Annotated in this window: 10 protein-coding genes; 8 read left to right on the top strand and 2 right to left on the bottom strand. The window is 38.3% G+C overall.

Annotated features, from left to right (window positions below; all coding sequences use genetic code 11):
- Positions 1 to 202: 202 nt before the first annotated feature.
- Positions 203 to 2,887 (top strand): EAL domain-containing protein, encoded by a 2,685-nt coding sequence (locus QKW49_RS06105; RefSeq protein WP_282866666.1) that lies wholly within the window; start codon positions 203 to 205, stop codon positions 2,885 to 2,887.
- A 40-nt stretch (positions 2,888 to 2,927) separates the two neighbouring features.
- Here the strand turns inward: QKW49_RS06105 and QKW49_RS06100 are convergent, their stop codons facing one another.
- Both QKW49_RS06100 and QKW49_RS06095 read right to left on the bottom strand, forming a co-directional pair.
- Positions 2,928 to 3,179, bottom strand: coding sequence for an AzlD domain-containing protein (locus QKW49_RS06100; protein ID WP_282866665.1), 252 nt, complete (start codon positions 3,177 to 3,179; stop codon positions 2,928 to 2,930).
- A 32-nt stretch (positions 3,180 to 3,211) separates the two neighbouring features.
- Complete coding sequence (locus QKW49_RS06095; RefSeq protein WP_282866664.1) at positions 3,212 to 3,913, bottom strand: AzlC family ABC transporter permease; 702 nt, start codon at positions 3,911 to 3,913, stop codon at positions 3,212 to 3,214.
- 326 nt (positions 3,914 to 4,239) lie between these two features.
- On the opposite strand from QKW49_RS06095, the gene QKW49_RS06090 reads away from it, so the two are divergent.
- The 7 genes from QKW49_RS06090 to QKW49_RS06060 all read left to right on the top strand — a co-directional run bounded on the left by QKW49_RS06090 (position 4,240) and on the right by QKW49_RS06060 (position 19,626).
- The gene (locus QKW49_RS06090; RefSeq protein ID WP_282866663.1) at positions 4,240 to 5,028 is read left to right on the top strand and encodes an amidohydrolase family protein; all 789 of its coding nucleotides are present in this window, start codon (positions 4,240 to 4,242) and stop codon (positions 5,026 to 5,028) included.
- 257 nt (positions 5,029 to 5,285) lie between these two features.
- Positions 5,286 to 14,069 carry a glucoamylase family protein gene (locus QKW49_RS06085; protein ID WP_282866661.1) on the top strand — a complete coding sequence of 2,928 codons (8,784 nt, stop codon included), beginning with the start codon at positions 5,286 to 5,288 and terminating at the stop codon, positions 14,067 to 14,069.
- Between the two features lie 446 nt (positions 14,070 to 14,515).
- Positions 14,516 to 16,060, top strand: coding sequence for a phosphomannomutase/phosphoglucomutase (locus tag QKW49_RS06080; RefSeq protein ID WP_282866660.1), 1,545 nt, complete (start codon positions 14,516 to 14,518; stop codon positions 16,058 to 16,060).
- A gap of 275 nt (positions 16,061 to 16,335) precedes the next feature.
- A complete protein-coding gene (locus tag QKW49_RS06075; RefSeq protein ID WP_282866659.1) occupies positions 16,336 to 16,956 on the top strand; it encodes an HAD-IA family hydrolase in 621 nt (206 codons plus the stop codon).
- A 123-nt stretch (positions 16,957 to 17,079) separates the two neighbouring features.
- Positions 17,080 to 18,573 carry an IMP dehydrogenase gene (locus QKW49_RS06070; RefSeq protein ID WP_282866658.1) on the top strand — a complete coding sequence of 498 codons (1,494 nt, stop codon included), beginning with the start codon at positions 17,080 to 17,082 and terminating at the stop codon, positions 18,571 to 18,573.
- An 18-nt stretch (positions 18,574 to 18,591) separates the two neighbouring features.
- A complete protein-coding gene (locus QKW49_RS06065; protein ID WP_282866657.1) occupies positions 18,592 to 19,086 on the top strand; it encodes a DNA-deoxyinosine glycosylase in 495 nt (164 codons plus the stop codon).
- 216 nt (positions 19,087 to 19,302) lie between these two features.
- Complete coding sequence (locus QKW49_RS06060) at positions 19,303 to 19,626, top strand: carbohydrate-binding protein (protein WP_282866656.1); 324 nt, start codon at positions 19,303 to 19,305, stop codon at positions 19,624 to 19,626.
- The last annotated feature ends 284 nt before the right edge of the window (positions 19,627 to 19,910 follow it).

Below are 19,910 nucleotides of genomic sequence, written 5' to 3'. Positions count from 1 at the left end.
CCGAATTATCTCTATGTTTGAGTTTTTCTAGTTTATAATAGATGACTAAATTGAAAATTATAATTTGCTAGCATACATATTATACAAGCTTTACAACAGCCATTTAATTTTCTACTAGTTGAATCTACATACAGGATATTTTTAACTTGAATTTTGGTTAGCTATAGCTTTAATCGTCAATATGAATGGTCAGGGAGGAACTATGAAAAACACGTGGAAGGTTAGTTTACTTGTACTAATTATCATAGCTTTTATAACATCGGGATATTCCAGTGCCCAAGCAACCATGCCGGTTATAAAATATCAAGCTGAAACCAACTATCCCCCTTATAAATTTGTTAAAAACAATTATTTAAGCGGATTTGATGTTGACTTATTAAACGTGATACTTAAGAGTGAAGATTTTCAAGTGGAATACTCAGTGGACACATGGGAGAATGTATATAATCGTTTGGTTAACGGGGAAATTGATACATGCGGACTAATGGTAGTATTAGAAGAAAGAAAAAAAGATATCCTGTTTTCTAAAACCGTTCTTCAATCTCATATTAGTATCTATGCTAAAAAAGATACACAGCAAATTGCACTGGACAATATCAAGAATTACAAAGTTGGAGTAGGTCAAGGTCAATATTCGGAAACTATTTTGAGAGATACTGTTGGTATAAAAGATTATCAATCTTACCCGGATATTGAAAGCGCATTAGATGCTTTAAAACAAGGCGAGATTGATGTGCTGTTTGAAAATCAGGAAGTTACCAATTATTTTATTATAAAAAAAGATTTACAGGGAGAAATCACTCCACATTCGGTTAATCTTTTCCCGGTAGAAATTGCTTATGGAGTACGTAAGGGCAACAGTGGATTGGTTAACTATATTAACAGAAGGATTTCAGAACTACAGGGTTCCGGCGTATACGAAGAATTATTCCAAAAGTATTTTTTTAGACATTCTACTTATTATCATGATTTACAGAAAAAAAAGTGGGTTACATTTATCTTTGCAATACTGGTTTTTGGACTTATTGCTTTTATTTTAATGCACCTATATATTAACCGCCTTAAAAAAAGAATAGAGAATACCAATAAGGAACTGTATAGGAGCTATGACGAGCTGGAAGCTGCCCATGAAGAGTTGGCAGCTACTGAAGAAGAGTTAAGGTTTCAATATAATCATATTATAGAAAACGAGGAGAGCCTAAAAGATAGTGAGGAACGCTTCCGACTTGCTTTAGAAGGGTCCAATGATATTATTTGGGACATGGATATTAAAAATAGTAAATTGTTTGTTTCCAGCCGTTGGACAGAGACACTTAGTTTCGAAGAAATAGAGATGCCAAGGGATCTTAAGTCATGGAAGGACTTGATTCATCCCGATGATGTAGAAAATACGCTACGTATGATTCGGGTACATATAATGAATAAAACACCGTTCTATCAGGATGAGCACCGATTACGTACTAAAGATGGAAAGTACAAATGGTTTTTACATCGAGGAAAAGCGGTATGGGATGTTAACGGAAAGCCAATCCGGATAGCCGGTTCATATACGGATATTTCGGAGCGTAAATCAACAGAAGAAGTTATACATCAAATGGCGTACTATGATTCATTGACAGGACTCCCAAATAGGACACTTTTGGTTGATACTCTGAAAAATGCTTTGACGGAAGCTAAAGCGAAAAAGTCTATGGTTAGTGTGATGTTTCTGGATCTGGATAATTTTAAAACCATTAATGATACGCTAGGCCATACTTACGGCGATTTGCTGCTTAAAAATGTAGGAGAGATGTTGGGAAGGTATTTGAAAAAAGGTGAGATGGTAGCGCGTCTTGGTGGTGATGAATTAGTTATTATACAGCCGGAAATATATAGTGTGGAGCAAGTAACAAGCCTTGCAAGCAGAATCATTACTTCACTTGAACATCCATGGATATTGGATGACCGTGAATTCTATGTATCATCAAGTATTGGGATTGCCATATACCCCAAAGACGGCCAGGATGAATATACATTGCTTAAGAATGCCGATATTGCGATGTATCATGCAAAAGAATTAGGTAAGAATACGTATCAGTTATTTAACCAATCCATGAATATAAAGATCATGGAGAGATTGGACATGGAAAACAGCTTGCGGCATGCTTTGGAAAGAAACGAATATACTGTAGCCTATCAGCCCCAGATTGATATCAAGACCGGAAAAATTGTGGGTGCTGAAGCGCTCATTCGATGGGTGCACCCTGTCTGGGGCACGATTTCACCTATGAAGTTTATTCCGATTGCGGAAGAAACCGGGTTGATTGTACCTATTAGCGAATGGATGCTTAGGACAGCATGCGGGCAGAATAAATTGTGGCAGCAAGCAGGATTGCCATCGATAAAAATGGCGGTAAACCTTTCTGCGCGACAGTTTCAACAGCAGGGTCTGGTAGAAATGGTTGCCCGGATGCTGGACGATGTTGGAATGAATCAGCAGTGGCTTGAGTTGGAGATTACAGAGACCATTGCAATGCAAAACCTTGACTATGCGATCATCATATTAAATAAGCTGCAGCAAATGGGGATACAAGTATCTTTAGATGATTTTGGTACAGGATATTCATCGTTGAACTATTTGCGCCGTCTACCTATTAATACATTAAAGATTGACAAATCATTTGTACGAGATATAACCCACAGTAATTGTGAACAGGCAATTGCAAGATCTTTAATTTCGATAGCACACAGTATGGATCTTGAAGTTGTTGCTGAAGGCGTAGAAACAGAAGAACAGCTATTTTTCTTAAAGCGAGAAAATTGTGATAAAGCCCAGGGGTATTTGTTTAGTAAACCAATACCGGCTGAAGAATTGGAAGAGCTTTTAAGAAAACAAATGATTTCATAAAATATTACAATGTAGGGAACGGCTCCGTACCGTTCCATTTTTACCCTATCATCTTAAGCAAAAACATACTAATGATTCCTACTAATACAGTAAGAAACAGGTTTTTTGTTTTTGCTGCCACCAGAATGCAGGGAATAGATGCTAACAGTGCGTTATTTTCTAATCCGAATGAAAATTTATTATCCGAAAGCAGTATTCCGGGAACCAGGAGCGCGGATAATACGGCAACAGGGATATATCTCAGCCACTTAAGAAACAGCGGCGGCAGTTTGAATTTTGATAACACTACCATGGGCAACATCCTGGGAATATATGTGACTAGACTCATTCCGATAATGACAAGGATAATTTTTCGTTCCATATATCAATACTCACTCCAATCGTTGCTGCTAGCAGTGTAGCAATAATAATATTCCAGCTTCCTTCAACACCTATGGCAATTAGCAGTGATATTCCGCCGGCACAAACAGAAACCAACAAATCTTTATGACTTTTCATTTGCATAAGAAGCAGGCCAATAAACATTGCGGATAAAGCAAAATCTATGCCCCAGCGTGTAGGATCCGGTATGAAATTACCCAGAATACCCCCTAGAACAGTGCTGGCAATCCAGCTGGTTTGTGATGCAGCATGTAACCCTATAAAATATTTTGCAGAACATTGTTCCTCTCTAACTTTTGTCACGCTAACAGCATAAGTTTCATCAGTAATGCCAAAAGAAATCAGCGATTGAACCTGAGATGGAATATGTTTAACGTACGGAGCGAGAGAAGCACTCATCAGCATATGACGCAAGTTAACCAAGAATGTTGTCAAGATAATATTCATAGCAGTTGCGCCGGATGCAAACATTGCGGCAGCTATGAATTGAGAAGAGCCTGCGTAAACAAAAAGAGACATGGAAAAGATGTCTATGATGGTTAAGTTTTGTTGTGATGCCAGCACGCCAAATGCAAACCCAATTGGCAAGTAACCCAGAATAATAGGCAGGGCGCCTTTTGCCCCTTTAATATAATCGTTATTCATGAATACCTCCAATAGTTATTAATGCTTAATTTATATTACTACTATGTATTGTATACTGCACATTTAGATATATTATAGCGCACTTGATATGGTGGGTCAAGATGTATTGGATAATATTAAAAGAAGAGCATATTTACCAACATATTCAAAGAATAAGAATGGTTTTTTGTTGATTTCGCATCGAGACAATGGTATACTCGTTTTATTATAATGGTTATTAAGTGGGGAGTCTTATACTCTCCTCACCAAAACAATATATTCTAAGTAAAATTTTTAATGTATTCAACATTTAACATAAGAATAAACCGATCGAAAGGGTGGACATCATGGCGTATAGAATTATAGATTTTCATGCACATATATTTCCTGATGCGGTAGAAGAAAAGGCTGTTAGAAATTTGGGAGAGTATTATGGGATTCCCATGCCTTGTCGAGGGAAAAAAGATGATCTTTTGAAGAGTGCTTCAAAAGCAAAGGTAGAAAAGCTGGTGATTCATTCCACAGCCACTCGTCCCGGACAAGTGGAGAACGTCAATAGCTGGATTGCATCTATGACTAATGAGCATATTATTGGATTTGGGACATTGCATCCGGATTATGAAAACATTGAAAAAGAGATGGAGAGAATTCAAACGCTTGGTTTAAAGGGAATAAAACTGCATCCCGAGTTTCAAGGATTTGACGTAGATGAGCCCAGAATGTATCCGCTTTATGAAGCTATCGGTGATAAGCTTCCGATACTCCTTCATATGGGTGATGAAAATTATCATTCATCAAAGCCAATAAAACTAAAAAATATTATAAATAGATTCCCAAACTTGAAAGTAGTAGCTGCGCATTTGGGGGGGTATTCCAGATGGGATGAAGTAAAGGAACATTTGGTTGGAGAGAATATTTATATGGACACTTCCAGTGCTCTTTGGCGCCTGAGCTCTGAAGAAGCTGTGGAAATTATTAAGGGACACGGTGTGGATCGAATATTGTTTGGAACAGATTTCCCTATCACTTCCCATAAGGATGAATTACAAAGATTTATGAAACTTGATTTAAATGAAGAGGAACGGGAAAAGATTCTATGGAAGAATACGTATGAGTTCCTTCATCTTTCGAATTGAATGGGGAGTACCCATATTGTTTTCAGATTAAAGCTTTTAGTTTTAAAGCTTATAATGTACATATGAGCAGATAAATAAAACCGGAATATAACACGATGTGTTATATTCCGGTTTTATTTATGCTGAAAAAAGCGAATACTTATGAAAAATGGATAATATGGGTATGATATTTTATAGAATACCCAAAAGACGCTGTATTATAGTTTATCTAAAATAAACGATTTTAAAATCATAAAAAGTAAGGAATGGGGAATACGATGGAAAAAACATTTATTATGATATATATCATTACAATGATTGTAATCACTTTGCTATTAATATATAAATTATTTTTAAAAAAGAATGGCGAGGTGGGTGATATTCAAGACGCACTGCTGAATCCGGAAGAATTGGAACAGCATGCAAGAGAGATTGCCAGAAATCATACAGTTACCCAAAATTCAATATCTGTTACATGGCTGATTACAAGGATGAATGATAATTTTACATTGATTACATCGGCCTATAAAAAGTTAAATGATGATTTAAAAGATAATAAGACGGTAGCACCTGCAGCGGAATGGCTGCTTGATAATTATTATATCATTGAACAGCAAATAAAAGAGATACGACAAAATCTAAATAAAAAATACTATCTGCAGCTGCCTGTGTTGAAAGAGGGGGCTTTAAGAGGATATCCAAGAATATATGCTGTTGCACATGAAATCGTTGCACATACCGATGGAAGATTCGATGAGAAGACCCTCATTAGTTTTATAGAGGCATACCAATCCCAGAATATTTTATCCAGTGCTGAGCTTTGGGCAGTAGCCGTGATGGTTCGAATTGCTCTTGTAGAAAATATAAGACGTATTTGTGAGAAACTCATAAAGTCTCAAAATGAATTTATACAATCGGAAGAACTTGCTAGCCATGTATTATCCAGAATGCAAGAAGATAACGATAATACTGCTGAATTTCTAAGAGGCAAGCTGCAAGGAATGAAAGAGATGAATCCTTCGTTTGCAGAACACCTGTTAAAAAGATTAAAAAAGCAAGGCATCCAGATGGTGTCTATTATTAAATGCATCGATGAAAAATTGGCTGAGAATGGTATGGATGCTGAATACATCACGCATTTGGAACATCAGCAGCAGGCAATGCGCCAAGTTTCTATAGGAAACTCTATTACCAGCTTGAGATTGGTTTCAACATTAGATTGGTCAGGAATTTTCGAAATATTGAGTCCGGTAGAAAAGCTTCTTCGAGAAGACCCTGCCGGTATATATTCGCAAATGGACTTTGCTTCCAGAGACTATTACCGGCACAATGTGGAAAAATTATCTATTAAATCCAATATTAATGAGATTCAAGTTGCAAAAAAAGCAGTTGAATGTGCTCAAATGGCAGAAGTTAGAGATGATAAAGAAATAAGAATAAAACACATCGGATATTACTTAATCGGAAAAGGTAAAAAGACTTTAAGAGATAAAATCGGTTATAAGGCCGCCGGACTTAATAAGTTACTAGAATTTTTTCAAAATCATCCCGCATTTACATATTTGGGTTCGATTTTTCTCAGTACTTTGGTTATAACAGGTGTATTGGTTTATTATGCATATACGGCATCGGGTGGCAAAGCAGGAGTGAGCATTTTAACCGGATTGATTGTAATAATCCCTGCCAGTGATATAGCTGTGTCTATTATAAATTGGATGTCTACGCACTTCTCCAATCCGGTCATGCTGCCAAAGCTTGAATTATTGGGAGGTATTCCGGAGGATGCTGCATCTATGGTAGTCATTCCCACCTTGATTCCTAATAAGGAACGTGTGAAAGAACTGATAGGCCAATTGGAAGTATATTATCTGGCTAATCGGGAGAAGCATCTTTACTTCTCTTTGGTAGGAGACTTTAAAGATTCCAATGAGAAAGAACTACGCGGAGAAGATGAAATAATTGATACGGCACTTTTAGGAATTAAAAAATTAAATGAAAAATATGCAAATGGACATAATATTTTTTATTATTTTCATAGGCATAGACAGTATAACGATGTACAAAAAAAATGGATGGGTTGGGAGCGTAAGAGAGGAGCTTTGATGGAGTTTAATGCACTGCTCAAAGGTGCGCATAATACAACCTTCTCCGTGATATCAAGTAATTTATCACAAATCATGCCCATAAAATATGTCATTACATTGGATGCTGATACCAATCTACCGAAAGACGCAGCGAGAAAGCTGATAGGCACTTTATACCATCCGCTCAATCGTGCGATACTGGATAAGGATGCAGGTGTTGTTACCGAAGGATATGGCCTGCTTCAGCCTCGTATTAATGTAGATATCGTAAGTGCGAACAAGACCTTCTTTTCCCGGATTTTTGCGGGTGAAGGCGGCGTAGACCCGTATACAACGGCTGTATCCGACGTATACCAGGACTTATTTGGTGAAGGTATATTTACCGGAAAGGGAATATATGATTTAAATATTTTTGAAGAGGTATTAAAGGATGCCATTCCCGAAAATACGGTGCTGAGCCATGACTTATTAGAAGGCTCTTATGTAAGAACAGGATTGGTAACCGATATAGACTTTGTGGACGGGTATCCTTCACGTTACAATGCTTATACGGCACGGCTTCACCGTTGGGTGAGAGGGGATTGGCAGCTTATGCCGTGGCTCAAAGGGTCTATCAGGAATAGGAACGGAGAGCTGTTAAAAAATCCGCTTTCCATCATCTCGAGGTGGAAGATATTTGATAATTTAAGAAGAAGCCTAATTGCGCCTGCGGTGATTTGCCTGCTGATTTTCTCTTTTGGTGTACTGCCGGGCAGCCGTTGGTTATGGCTGTTTTTTGGTTTATTAGCAGTCGCGTTTACATTAATTACAGCTTCAGTCGATTCGGCTTTAGCGAAAAATTTTCAATTTTGCAGAGAAAAAAGATACTGTACCATTATTTACGGTTTTAAAGCGGTTTTTTATCAAGTAGTACTCTTATTTATATTTTTGCCTTATCAGGCATATTTAATGATAGATGCCATTGTTAGAACATTGTATAGAGTATTTATTTCCAAGAAAAACACGCTTGAATGGGTGACGGCGGCTGATGCGGAAAAGCGTTTGAAAAATGATGTGCTAAGCTTTTGGAGGAGGATGTGGATAGGTGTTTTGATTGCCGCATTGGTTCCGGTGATAGCTATTTTACAGGACTCTTCCGCATGGCTTGCAGCAGTATTGCTATTCTGCGTTTGGGGCATCTCTCCGGTGGTTGCATATAACATAAGCAGTATGGATAAAGAGCAACAGATTGAACTATCCAGCGCAGATGGCCGGGAATTACGAAAACTTGCCCGTAAAACATGGAGATATTTTGAAGATTTTGTAACGGAAGAGGACCATTATTTACCTCCGGATAATTATCAGGAAGATCCCCCTAATGGCGCAGCACATAGAACGTCACCTACAAATATCGGGTTCCTGTTGATTTCGATACTGGCTGCACGAGACTTGGGTTATATCGGAATGCTTGAGCTTGGGGACAAACTGGATAAGATATTGCATAGCATTGAAAAGCTGGAAAAATGGAAGGGGCATCTATATAATTGGTATGATACCCGTACGCTTGAGATATTAAGGCCAAGATATATCTCTACGGTTGACAGCGGTAACTTTATTGGTTATTTAATGGTGCTCAGGCAAGGAATAGAAGAATACTTAAGTAAGCCATTGGTACATTTTTCTCTAGCCGTTGGCCTGGAAGATACGATGATGCTTCTAATGGATGAAAAAGAAGGGCTTGATGTTGACACCCGATTTCTGCATGAAACTGCACAAGAGAAAAATATTTCGCTTGCCAAATGGAATAGCGTTTTGCACCAATTAAGTAAAAATATAAGTAAGCTAGCAGATAACGAAAATCAAAATGGACTAGAATGGCACTATAAAATAAATCATATGATTGCATCATTTATCAAAGATATAAATGAACTTGTACCTTGGATAGGGTTTCTTGACGCTATGCCTGAAGCCATACAGGAGGAAAAAGGCGTTTATGCGAAGCCTGCAAGGGCGATCAAGGATGTATTGGCGGCGCTTGAGCAGCAAGCTACACTTTCAGGATTATATGCGGTCTACCCGGACATTGAAGTCAAACTTAAGGATGCCATGAGTGGGCTTGAATCAACTAAGAAGAAAACCGGTCAGCATGAAGAAATACTGCATTGGGTAAGAGCTCTTAAAGAAAGCATTATGAAAGCAAGTAAGACTATCGATGATGTTTACAAATTTTACTGTGAACTTGTTGGCCGTATTGAGTTGCTGATTAGCGAGATGAAGTTTGTGCCTTTGTTTGATAAAAAGCGTCAGTTGTTTTCTATAGGTTATAATGTCGAAGAAGAGCAGCTTACAAAATCATATTATGACCTCTTTGCTTCGGAAGCGCGTCAGGCAAGTTATATCGCCATTGCCAGGGGTGAAATTGACCAAAAGCATTGGCATAGGCTGGGACGTAATCTTACTTCCGCGGGAGGATATAAAGGATTGGTATCATGGACAGGCACCATGTTTGAATATTTGATGCCTCTGTTAATTATGAAAAATTATAAGAATACATTGTGGGATGAGACATACAGATTCGTAATAGAAAGCCAGAAGAAATATGGCAGGCAGCGTCAAGTACCCTGGGGAACATCGGAGTCCGGATATTATGCCTTTGACATTGGATTAAACTATCAATATAAGGCCTTTGGCGTTCCCGAACTGGGACTGAAACGCGGACTATCAAACGATATGGTAGTAGCGCCCTATGCTACAGTGATGGCGCTCATGGTTGATCCGGCGGGAGCGATAGGAAATATTAGGCAGCTCCAAAAAGAAGGTGTGGATGGTCCCTATGGTTTGTATGAGGCAATTGATTATACGCCTGAAAGAATGATGCGCAGTCAAATAAGCAGTACTGTAAAAAGCTTTATGGTACATCATCAGGGGATGAGTTTAATCGCGCTGGTAAATTATTTGAATAATAATATCATGCAGCAAAGATTTCATGCCGATCCGATGGTTAAGTCGGCGGAATTGCTGCTGCAAGAAAGAGTGCCTACCCGGGTAATTATGACAAAAGAATATAAGGAAAAAATAGAACCGTTTAAGTTAGTTGAACAGCACCATGAAGACGTTGTACGTGTTTATGAACAACCGGCAAATCCTCTGCCCAATGCACACATATTATCTAATGGTGAGTATTCGGTGCTGATTACCGATCGTGGGTCGGGGTACAGCAGACATCATGGTACGGCTGTCTCCAGATGGAGGGAGGAACTTCAACGGGATAATTACGGTACATTCTTCTATATACAAAATATTAATTCGAATAATGTATGGTCGGCAACTTATGCGCCATATTATGATGAAACAGAAAAATACAAGGTGGTGTTTTCATCAGACAAAGCGGAATTTATGCGCAAAGACGGCAATATAGATACACATACGGAAGTAGTTGTTTCACCTGAAGATAGTGCGGAGATCCGGCGGATCTCGCTTACCAATCATAGTGAACATACCCGGGTGCTGGAAGTAACAAGTTACTTTGAGGTGGTATTGGCGCCACAGTCATCAGATGTTGCGCATCCCGCATTCAGTAATTTGTTTGTGAGAACAGAGTTTATACCTGAGTATAATTGTTTGCTGGCAAACAGAAGACCAAGAGAAGAAGGGAAAAATACCACATGGGCTGTCCATGCTGTTGCCATAGATGGGGAGACGGTAGGCGGCATACAATATGAGACCGACCGCGCAAAGTTTATCGGCAGAGGCAGGGATCTTTCAAATCCTATTGTGATGGATGTTGATCAACCGCTCACCGATACGGTAGGCCCTGTACTCGACCCGATCATGAGTCTGCGCTGCAGAGTGAGAATTGAGCCGGGTCAAACGGCCCGTATTGCATATGTGACCGGAATCAGTGATAAGTATGAAGAGATTGTCAGAATGGCACAAAAATATCAAGATATGGCATCCGTTCTGCGTGCCTTTGAACTGGCATGGACACGGAGTCAGGTTGAATCTAAATATCTGGGACTTAAAGCAGGAGAGGAAGAACTGATACTGGACATGCTCCCACAGATTTTATATAACAGTCCTTTGCGCAGACAATCAGAAGACGTTATTCAGAGGAATGTGAAAGGGCAGACCGGATTATGGGCATACGGTATTTCCGGTGACATTCCTATTATACTTGTTAGTATTAAAGATACAGATGAAATTGAGATTGTACACCAGCTATTAAAGGCCCATGAATACTGGCGGGTGAAAGGATTTCATGTTGATATCGTGATATTGAATGAGGATGAAGGAAGTTACACTCAGCCTCTTCAGGATATGCTGCGTGATATCATATCTATTAGTCATGCAAGGGATTTGCAAGATAAGCCGGGAGGTGTATTTATCCGGCCGGGAAGAACCATGCCGGAGAAAGATAGAACGCTGCTTATGACTGTAGCCCGTATGATATTTAAAGCGGATGCAGGGACTTTGGCTGAACAAATCAAGCTTAACCAAGATGAATACAGTTTACCGGTTGTTTTGCAAAAGAAGCAGGAATCTCCGGAATATGGACATCAAAAGCTCGAAGTGCCGGAGTTGGTGTACTATAATGGTTGGGGCGGATTTACACAGGATGGAAAAGAATATATCATACAGCTGAAGGAAAATCAGATGACGCCGGCACCTTGGATCAATGTGATATCTAACGAGTGTTTTGGTATTTTAGCAACAGAGGCAGGAGGAGGTTACACTTGGGCAGAAAACAGCAGAGAGAACAAGTTGACACCGTGGTCCAATGATCCTGTTCGGGACCCGGCAGGTGAAGCTTTTTATTTAAGAGATGAGGATAGCGGGGAGTACTGGTCGGTAACCCCGCTGCCTATACGTGAGCAAGAACCGTATAAGATTACTCATGGATATGGATATACGATTTACGAGCATATCAGCCACGGTATACATCAACAGTTAACGGTGTTTGTACCGAAAGAGGAGTCTGTGAAAATTTGTATTGTAAACTTGAAAAATATATCAAATAATAGGCGAAATATTAGCGCTACTTATTATATAAGGCCTGTATTGGGCGTAAGTGACCAATCCACTGCGCCATATATAACAACAAATGTTCACCGGCAGACGGGGGCTTTATTGATAGAAAATAAATATAATTCCGATTACCCCGGCCGAATCGTTTTTATGGACGCATCCGTAGCGGAACGTACATATACAGGCGACCGCAGTGAGTTTATAGGTGAATTTGGCGACTTGCAAACGCCTATTGCTATGAAGCGGGAGAAACTTTCTAATAAGACAGGGGCCGCATATGATCCTTGCGCAGCGATGCAAGTTCACATTGGCGTGGAAGCGAATGAAGAAAAGAAAGTAGTCTTTATGCTGGGACAGAGTAAAGATTTGAACGAAATCATGACAATATCTACTAAGTATAGAGATGCTATTGAAGCAGAAAAAGCGCTTCAATCGATAAAAGATTTTTGGAGTGGTATTCTTGGTGCTGTCAAAGTTACAACACCGGATCATTCTATGGACTTAATGCTAAACGGATGGTTGGTGTATCAAACCATATCATGCAGGATTTGGTCCAGATCGGCTTTTTATCAGTCAGGAGGCGCATATGGATTCAGGGATCAGCTTCAAGATGTGATGGCGACGGTTTATGTACTTCCCGAATTGGCCCATACGCAGATATTAAGGCATGCGGAACACCAGTTTGTTGAAGGAGATGTGCAGCACTGGTGGCATCCGGTAGTAAGCGAAGTGGGTGGAGCGGACAAGGGAATAAGAACCAAGTTCTCTGACGACCTTGTATGGCTTCCGTTTGTAACTGCTGATTATATTGAGAATACGGAAGATAGCAGTATACTTGATATAGAAGTGCCATACATTGAGGATGAACTTCTTGGGGAAGAAGTAGACGAAAGATACAATATTCCCCTGATCTCTGAAGAAAAGTCATCAGTTTATGAACATTGTGTCCGAGCCGTTGACCGGGCATTAAAGTTCGGTGAGCATGGTATTCCGCTGATGGGTTCCGGTGATTGGAATGACGGAATGAGTACGGTAGGTAATAAAGGCAGAGGGGAAAGTGTATGGCTGGGATGGTTCCTATTTACCACACTCATACGGTTTATTCCAATTTGTGAAGCACGACAGGATTTTGAGCGTGCGAAACGATATAAAGATATTTCCACGGAAATAATGGATAGTATAGAGAAGAACGCTTGGGACGGTTCGTGGTATCGAAGGGCATACTTTGATGATGGCACACCGATGGGTTCTGTACGTAATACCGAATGTAAAATTGACTCGCTGGCACAGTCATGGTCTGTGATTTCAGGTGCCGGAAGAGAGAAAAGGTCTAAAGAAGCAATGGAAGCGTTAGAGCATTATTTGATCAAAAGGGATGAAGGACTCATTATGCTGCTCACACCACCTTTTGATAAAGGAGACCTAAAACCGGGATATATAAAGGGATATGTACCGGGTGTCCGTGAAAACGGAGGACAATACACACATGCGGCGATTTGGGTGGTACTTGCTTTTGCAAAAATGGGGCATGGAGATAAAGCATGGGAATTATTCAATATGATCAATCCTGTCAATCACGCACGTACACCTATAGAAGCCGCACGGTATAAAGTGGAGCCGTATGTTATGGCTGCCGATGTATATGCAGTACATCCTCACATAGGCCGGGGTGGCTGGACGTGGTATACCGGTGCCGCCGGCTGGATGTACCGGGTAGGTATAGAGCACATTCTGGGATTGAAAAAAAGAGGCGAAGGATTGATCATTGACCCGTGTATTCCCCGAGAGTGGGAACAATATAGTATGGAATATAAATATAAAGAAGCAAAATATATAATAAACATCAAAAATCCTGATAGAGTCAGTAAAGGAGTAAAAAGTGTCAAAGTGGACGGAACATTGATTGGTAACCATATCATTCAGTTAAAAAGTGAAAAGCATGAATACCATGTGGAAGTCATAATGGGAATTTAGAAGACAAGGGGACTGGTCTGCTGTCAGGCCTGGTTTTTGGCCGGACTGCGGCCCTGTTCCCCTGTCCGATTCCCGGACGATAAACACTTTTTCAGCATTCACGGGCGAATCCCTTGTTTTTTGATGAAAAGGTAATATATGAATAGTAGATATGTATATTAAAAAATTTTTAATATAAGAAGGATTTTTATAATTAATGTAGAATAATATATAAATAATAATAAAGTTTAACGTTAAATATACTTGTAGATATATTATATATCCATTCCTAGGTTGTGTGCAATAGTTAAAGCATGGGTAGTATAAAAGTTAATATCAAATGAATACCGTACAAAATATGAGTTTTTAGCATTTAAGTTTAACGTTAAACAAACTAGATTTCTTTAGTCAAAATATGCTTAAAAATCAACTAAAGAAAAAATAAAAAGTATTGCAGGAGGGTGGATATGATTGAAGAGCAATGGAGAAAATTACAAAACGGAAGTGATATCCGTGGTGTTGCACTTGAAGGTGTTGAAGGGGAAAGAATAAATTTAACACCGCATATTGCTGAGAAAATTGCATGTGCATTTTGTATTTGGTTATCTAAAAAGACCGGTAAGCTATTACAAAATATTCGTATCTCTGTAGGGCATGATTCAAGATTATCCGCTCATGCTCTTACAGAGGGTGTAATAAATGGCATGACGGGTCTAGGATGCGATGTTTATGATTTTGGATTGGCATCAACACCTGCAATGTTTATGTCAACAGTGCTGCATGGATACCAATATGATGGAGCGGTTATGCTTACAGCAAGTCATCTTCCTTTTAATAGAAACGGATTAAAATTCTTTACACGGGACGGGGGACTTGAAAAGAGTGATATCACCTCACTGTTAGAAACAGCGGAATGTAGCCAATTTCTACTTGGAGAGACGAAAAGATCGGTTCATAAGGTTGACTTTATTTCTGTTTATGCTGCACATTTGGTGGATAAGATCCGTAAGGATTGCAATGATATTGAAGATTATATGAAACCTCTTAAAGGATTACATATAATCGTAGACGCAGGAAATGGTGCAGGCGGTTTTTTTGCGGAAAAGGTGCTGCTGCCATTAGGTGCTGATACTTCCGGCAGTCAATTCCTAGACCCTGATGGAACCTTTCCGAATCATATTCCGAATCCTGAAGATAAAGAAGCGATAGAAAGCATTCAGAAAGCAGTACTTGATAATAAAGCAGATTTTGGAATAGTATTTGATACCGATGTTGACCGTGCCGGAGCTGTAGATAAAAATGGAAAAGAAATAAACAGGAATAGGATCATAGCGCTTATGGCTTCCATTGTGTTGGAGGAGCATCCTGGAACAGTGGTGGTAACTGATTCTATAACGTCTGATGAATTGAAAGTTTTTATAGAAGAAAAACTCGGAGGTATTCATCATAGATTCAAACGTGGTTATAAGAATGTCATTAACGAAGCTGTAAGGTTGAATAATGAAGGCCGTGAGAGTCATCTTGCAATAGAAACATCAGGACATGGTGCGCTTAAAGAGAACTACTTCTTGGATGATGGTGCATATCTGATATCAAAAGTTCTTATAAAAATTGCAAGGCTAAAGAAGGAAGGGAAGACCATAGATGTTTTGCTGGATGATCTTAAGGAACCCGTAGAAGCTACAGAGTTCAGGCTAAATATTCTGGAGAAGGACTTTACAGTATATGGGAACTATATCATCGACCAATTGAAGGGATATGCTGAAAAATCAGAAGGCTGGATAGTTGCAACAGACAACTATGAAGGCATCCGGGTTTCTTTTAATAAGAATAATGGAAACGGCTGGTTTTTGCTTAGGCTTTCCCTTCATGATCCTTTGATGCCGCTGAATATTGAATCTAGAGAACCTGGAGGCATAAAGACGATTCTATCGGAACTTATAAAATTTTTGAGCATGTACCCGGAAATTGATGTAAAAACCATTTGGAATTATTTGGAAGGTTGTTGTTAAAGTTAATATTGAATTGTTTTAATGTTACATAGAACTTTAAAGCATTTAATCTAATGATAACAAAAGACCTCCGGCATAATTTTTCACTGCCGGAGGTCTTTGCTGCATCTAACTTCTACTTATTCATACATCAAAATATGCAAAGATGTAATGGCATCTTTACAATTATAATTTTTACAATTAGAATAATAGTATAATTACTTTCAAAGTGTGTTAATAGAAAAATATGTTATGAACGTTAAAACGTTAAAGAAAAGAATAAAGGGGCGTCGACCGTGATAAAGTATGTTGTTTTTGATTTTGACGGGACACTGGTTGATTCCAAAGATGTTGCCATATCTGCTATTAATCAACTTGCTGAAAAGCATAAATTTAAAAAGATTTTGGAGAAAGATATACAATATTTAAGGAGTTTATCTATCCCGGAAAGATGTAATTATTTAGGTTTGCCAATGTATAAAATTCCATTCTTAGCAGTAGATTTTTATAGTCTATACAGGCATGCTATGAAAAATGTTGTTTTGTTTGATGGAATAAAAGAATTATTAAATGAATTGAATAATAAAGGGTATCATTTGGCAATCATATCATCAAATTCTGAAAAAAATATCAAAGAATTTCTTGAAAATAATCAAATAAATACCATTGAAGAGGTTTTATGTTCTGATAATCTTTTTGGTAAAGATAGAATCATTAAAAAATTTTTAAAAACAAATAAGTTAGAGACTGCCGAAGTAATTTATATTGGGGATGAGTTGAGAGATATCATCGCATGTAAAAAAAGTGACATAAAAGTAATATGGGTTGGATGGGGATATGATATAATAGAAAATGCCCGGCAGGAGAGCCCGGACCATATGGTAAATTCACCGAATGAAATTCTGAAAATCGTATAGTATTTGTATACTTTATGAAATAATATTTATCAACGAAAAAATGTATCCGATAGCGGCAAATAGCTTTTGACAAGCACAGCAAAATGATATAAAATATGTTAAGTTTATTGAGGAGGGTATAAAATGGCATATATTTACAATGATGTATCTAGAACGTTTAGTGAATATTTATTAGTACCAAATCTTACGACAGAAGAGTGCATACCCGATCGTATAGATTTAAGCACCCCGATCGTTAAGTTTAAAAAGGGTGAAAAATGTGACCTTAAATTAAATATTCCTGTCGTTTCTGCGATTATGCAGTCAGTTTCAAATGACAGCTTGGCTATTGCACTGGCAAGATGCGGTGGATTATCTTTTATTTATGGTTCCCAGCCTATTGATAGACAAGCTGAAATGGTGAGAAAAGTGAAGAAATATAAGTCAGGCTTTGTGCCTAGTGACTCAAATTTGAAAGTAGATAATACTTTGAAGGATGTCCTTCAATTAAAAGAAAAAACAGGGCATTCTACCATTGCGGTAACTGAGGATGGTACATCCGAAGGAAAACTTCTTGGCATTATAGCAGGCAGAGATTATAGGGTAAGCAGGGACCCGCTGGATAAAAAGGTACAGGAATTCATGACACCTTTTTCTAAGCTGATTTTTGGGAAATGGGGAATCACTTTAAGTGAAGCCAATGATATCATCTGGGAACATAAGCTAAATTCTTTACCTATCGTAGATGATGAGCAAAGGCTTCGTTGCTTTGTTTTTAGAAAAGACTATGATGAACATAAACAAAATCCGTATGAGTTGCTGGATCAAAATAAACGCCTTATCGTTGGGGCTGGAATTAATACAAGGGACTATGAAGAAAGAATTCCTGCACTGCTGGATGCAGGAGTGGATATCCTTTGCATCGACTCTTCTGACGGATTTTCGGTATGGCAGAAAAAAACAATAGAATATGCAAAAGAAAAATTCAAGAATGTTAAGATCGGTGCAGGAAATGTTGTCGATAAAGAAGGATTCTTATACTTGGTGGAGGCAGGTGCCGACTTTGTTAAAGTGGGTATTGGAGGGGGCTCCATATGTATAACAAGAGAACAGAAGGGGATCGGAAGAGGACAAGCAACCTCTGTGATTGAAGTAGCAAAAGCAAGAGATGAGTATTATGAGAAGACAGGAATCTATATCCCTATTTGCTCAGATGGAGGTATTGTGCATGATAATCACATGGTGCTGGCATTAGCAATGGGTGCTGATTTTGTAATGATGGGACGTTACTTTGCAAGGTTTGATGAAAGTCCTACTAAAAAGGTTAAACGCGGCAATAGCTATGTGAAAGAATATTGGGGAGAAGGATCCAATAGGGCAAGGAACTGGCATCGTTATGATATGGGAGGAAGTCAAAGCCTAAAGTTTGAAGAGGGCGTAGACAGTTATGTTCCATACGCGGGAAAACTAAAAGATAATCTAGATGTTACGCTGGGTAAGATAAAATCTACGATGTCCAGTTGTGGTGCCAGGTCTATAGAACAACTGCAAAATACCGCAAGGATTACGTTGGTATCTTCAACAAGTATTGTTGAAGGCGGCGCCCATGATGTTATTTTAAAAGAAAATGATTATTAATAAAAGGTGAGTCAGATAATGCTTAAATGCTTTGGTCCCATAGTAGATAAAAACGCAAAAGTTTTAATATTAGGATCTATGCCGGGAAAAGAATCATTAAAAATGCAGCAGTATTATGCTTATAGAAGGAATCATTTCTGGGAAATCATCTGTTCGATATTTGATGAATCCGTTAATGATGATTATAAGCAGAAAATTATATTTCTCAAAGAGCATGGTCTGGCATTATGGGACGTGATCAATAGCTGTGAACGGGAAGGAAGTCTGGATGCAAATATCAGAAATGAAGAGATAAATGATTTTACTCTTTTTTTAAAACAATATCCAAATATAAAGCATGTTTGCTTTAATGGAGCAAAAGCAGAAAGTTCTTTTAAAAAGTATATCGGATTTAATAGGTTTAACGGTATCAAATTTTACCGGCTTCCATCCACAAGTCCTGCAAATACACAGCACTATGATCAAAAAATTGCAGCGTGGAAGATCATAAGGACGTTAATTGAACAATATTGATAATAACGAAAAGTCAGGGACTGTTTTTATAAACCTGGCTTTTCCTATACGGATTATTATATAATCGCTTATTTGATTCAGCTATATATAGATATAGTTAACTTCAAAGCAGCATGTCTATACCTAACATTAACAGAATAATAATGGTTACTCGCTATCATACTATTACTAGACCTGAAAACATGAGAAGGGTCAAAATGAATAGGAGATGACCATATGAAGAAACAACCTTATAATCAGAATGGAATCTTTGTTAATCCTGTAATAGTTAGAAATGGGGATAATTTAAAAATAACCTATGACGGTTTACTGGCAAAATCCGGTGCAGCGCATGTGATCCTTCATATTGGAGAAGGTGAAAACTTCTTTAATGTACAAGATGTGAGGATGGAAAAGATCGAACAGGATAAATTTGAAGCAACAGTGCATGTACAACCTACTAAGGAAACTGTGAACTTCTGCTTCAAAGATTGTGCAAATAATTGGGATAATAATTATGGAAAAAATTATGTTTTAACAACCCCTTATCAACAGCAGTAAAAACAATAAACCCCCCGGCAATAGTGAACACAGCAAGCAAAAACGAGACTTGTAAAAGCATTCCTATTGGGAAAATGATGCAGGGATTATTGGAGCGGCAATGCTGGGAAAATAAATGTAAGTTATAGGCTTGGTGCATATAGGATATCTTGTATGCACTTTTTTGTATTATCTGAGCTGCCACAGCGGAAATATACACTCTTATTATATTCTAATATACCAACTGAGGATTATTGTTCACAGTCCTAATTTAAAATGATATAATTATGAAAGCGACTCCCGGA

Source organism: Petroclostridium sp. X23 (assembly GCF_030013905.1).
Classification (GTDB): Bacteria; Bacillota; Clostridia; order SK-Y3; family SK-Y3; genus X23.
Note: the sequence above shows the minus strand (reverse complement) of the source record. Positions and strands in the feature narration are given on the sequence as shown.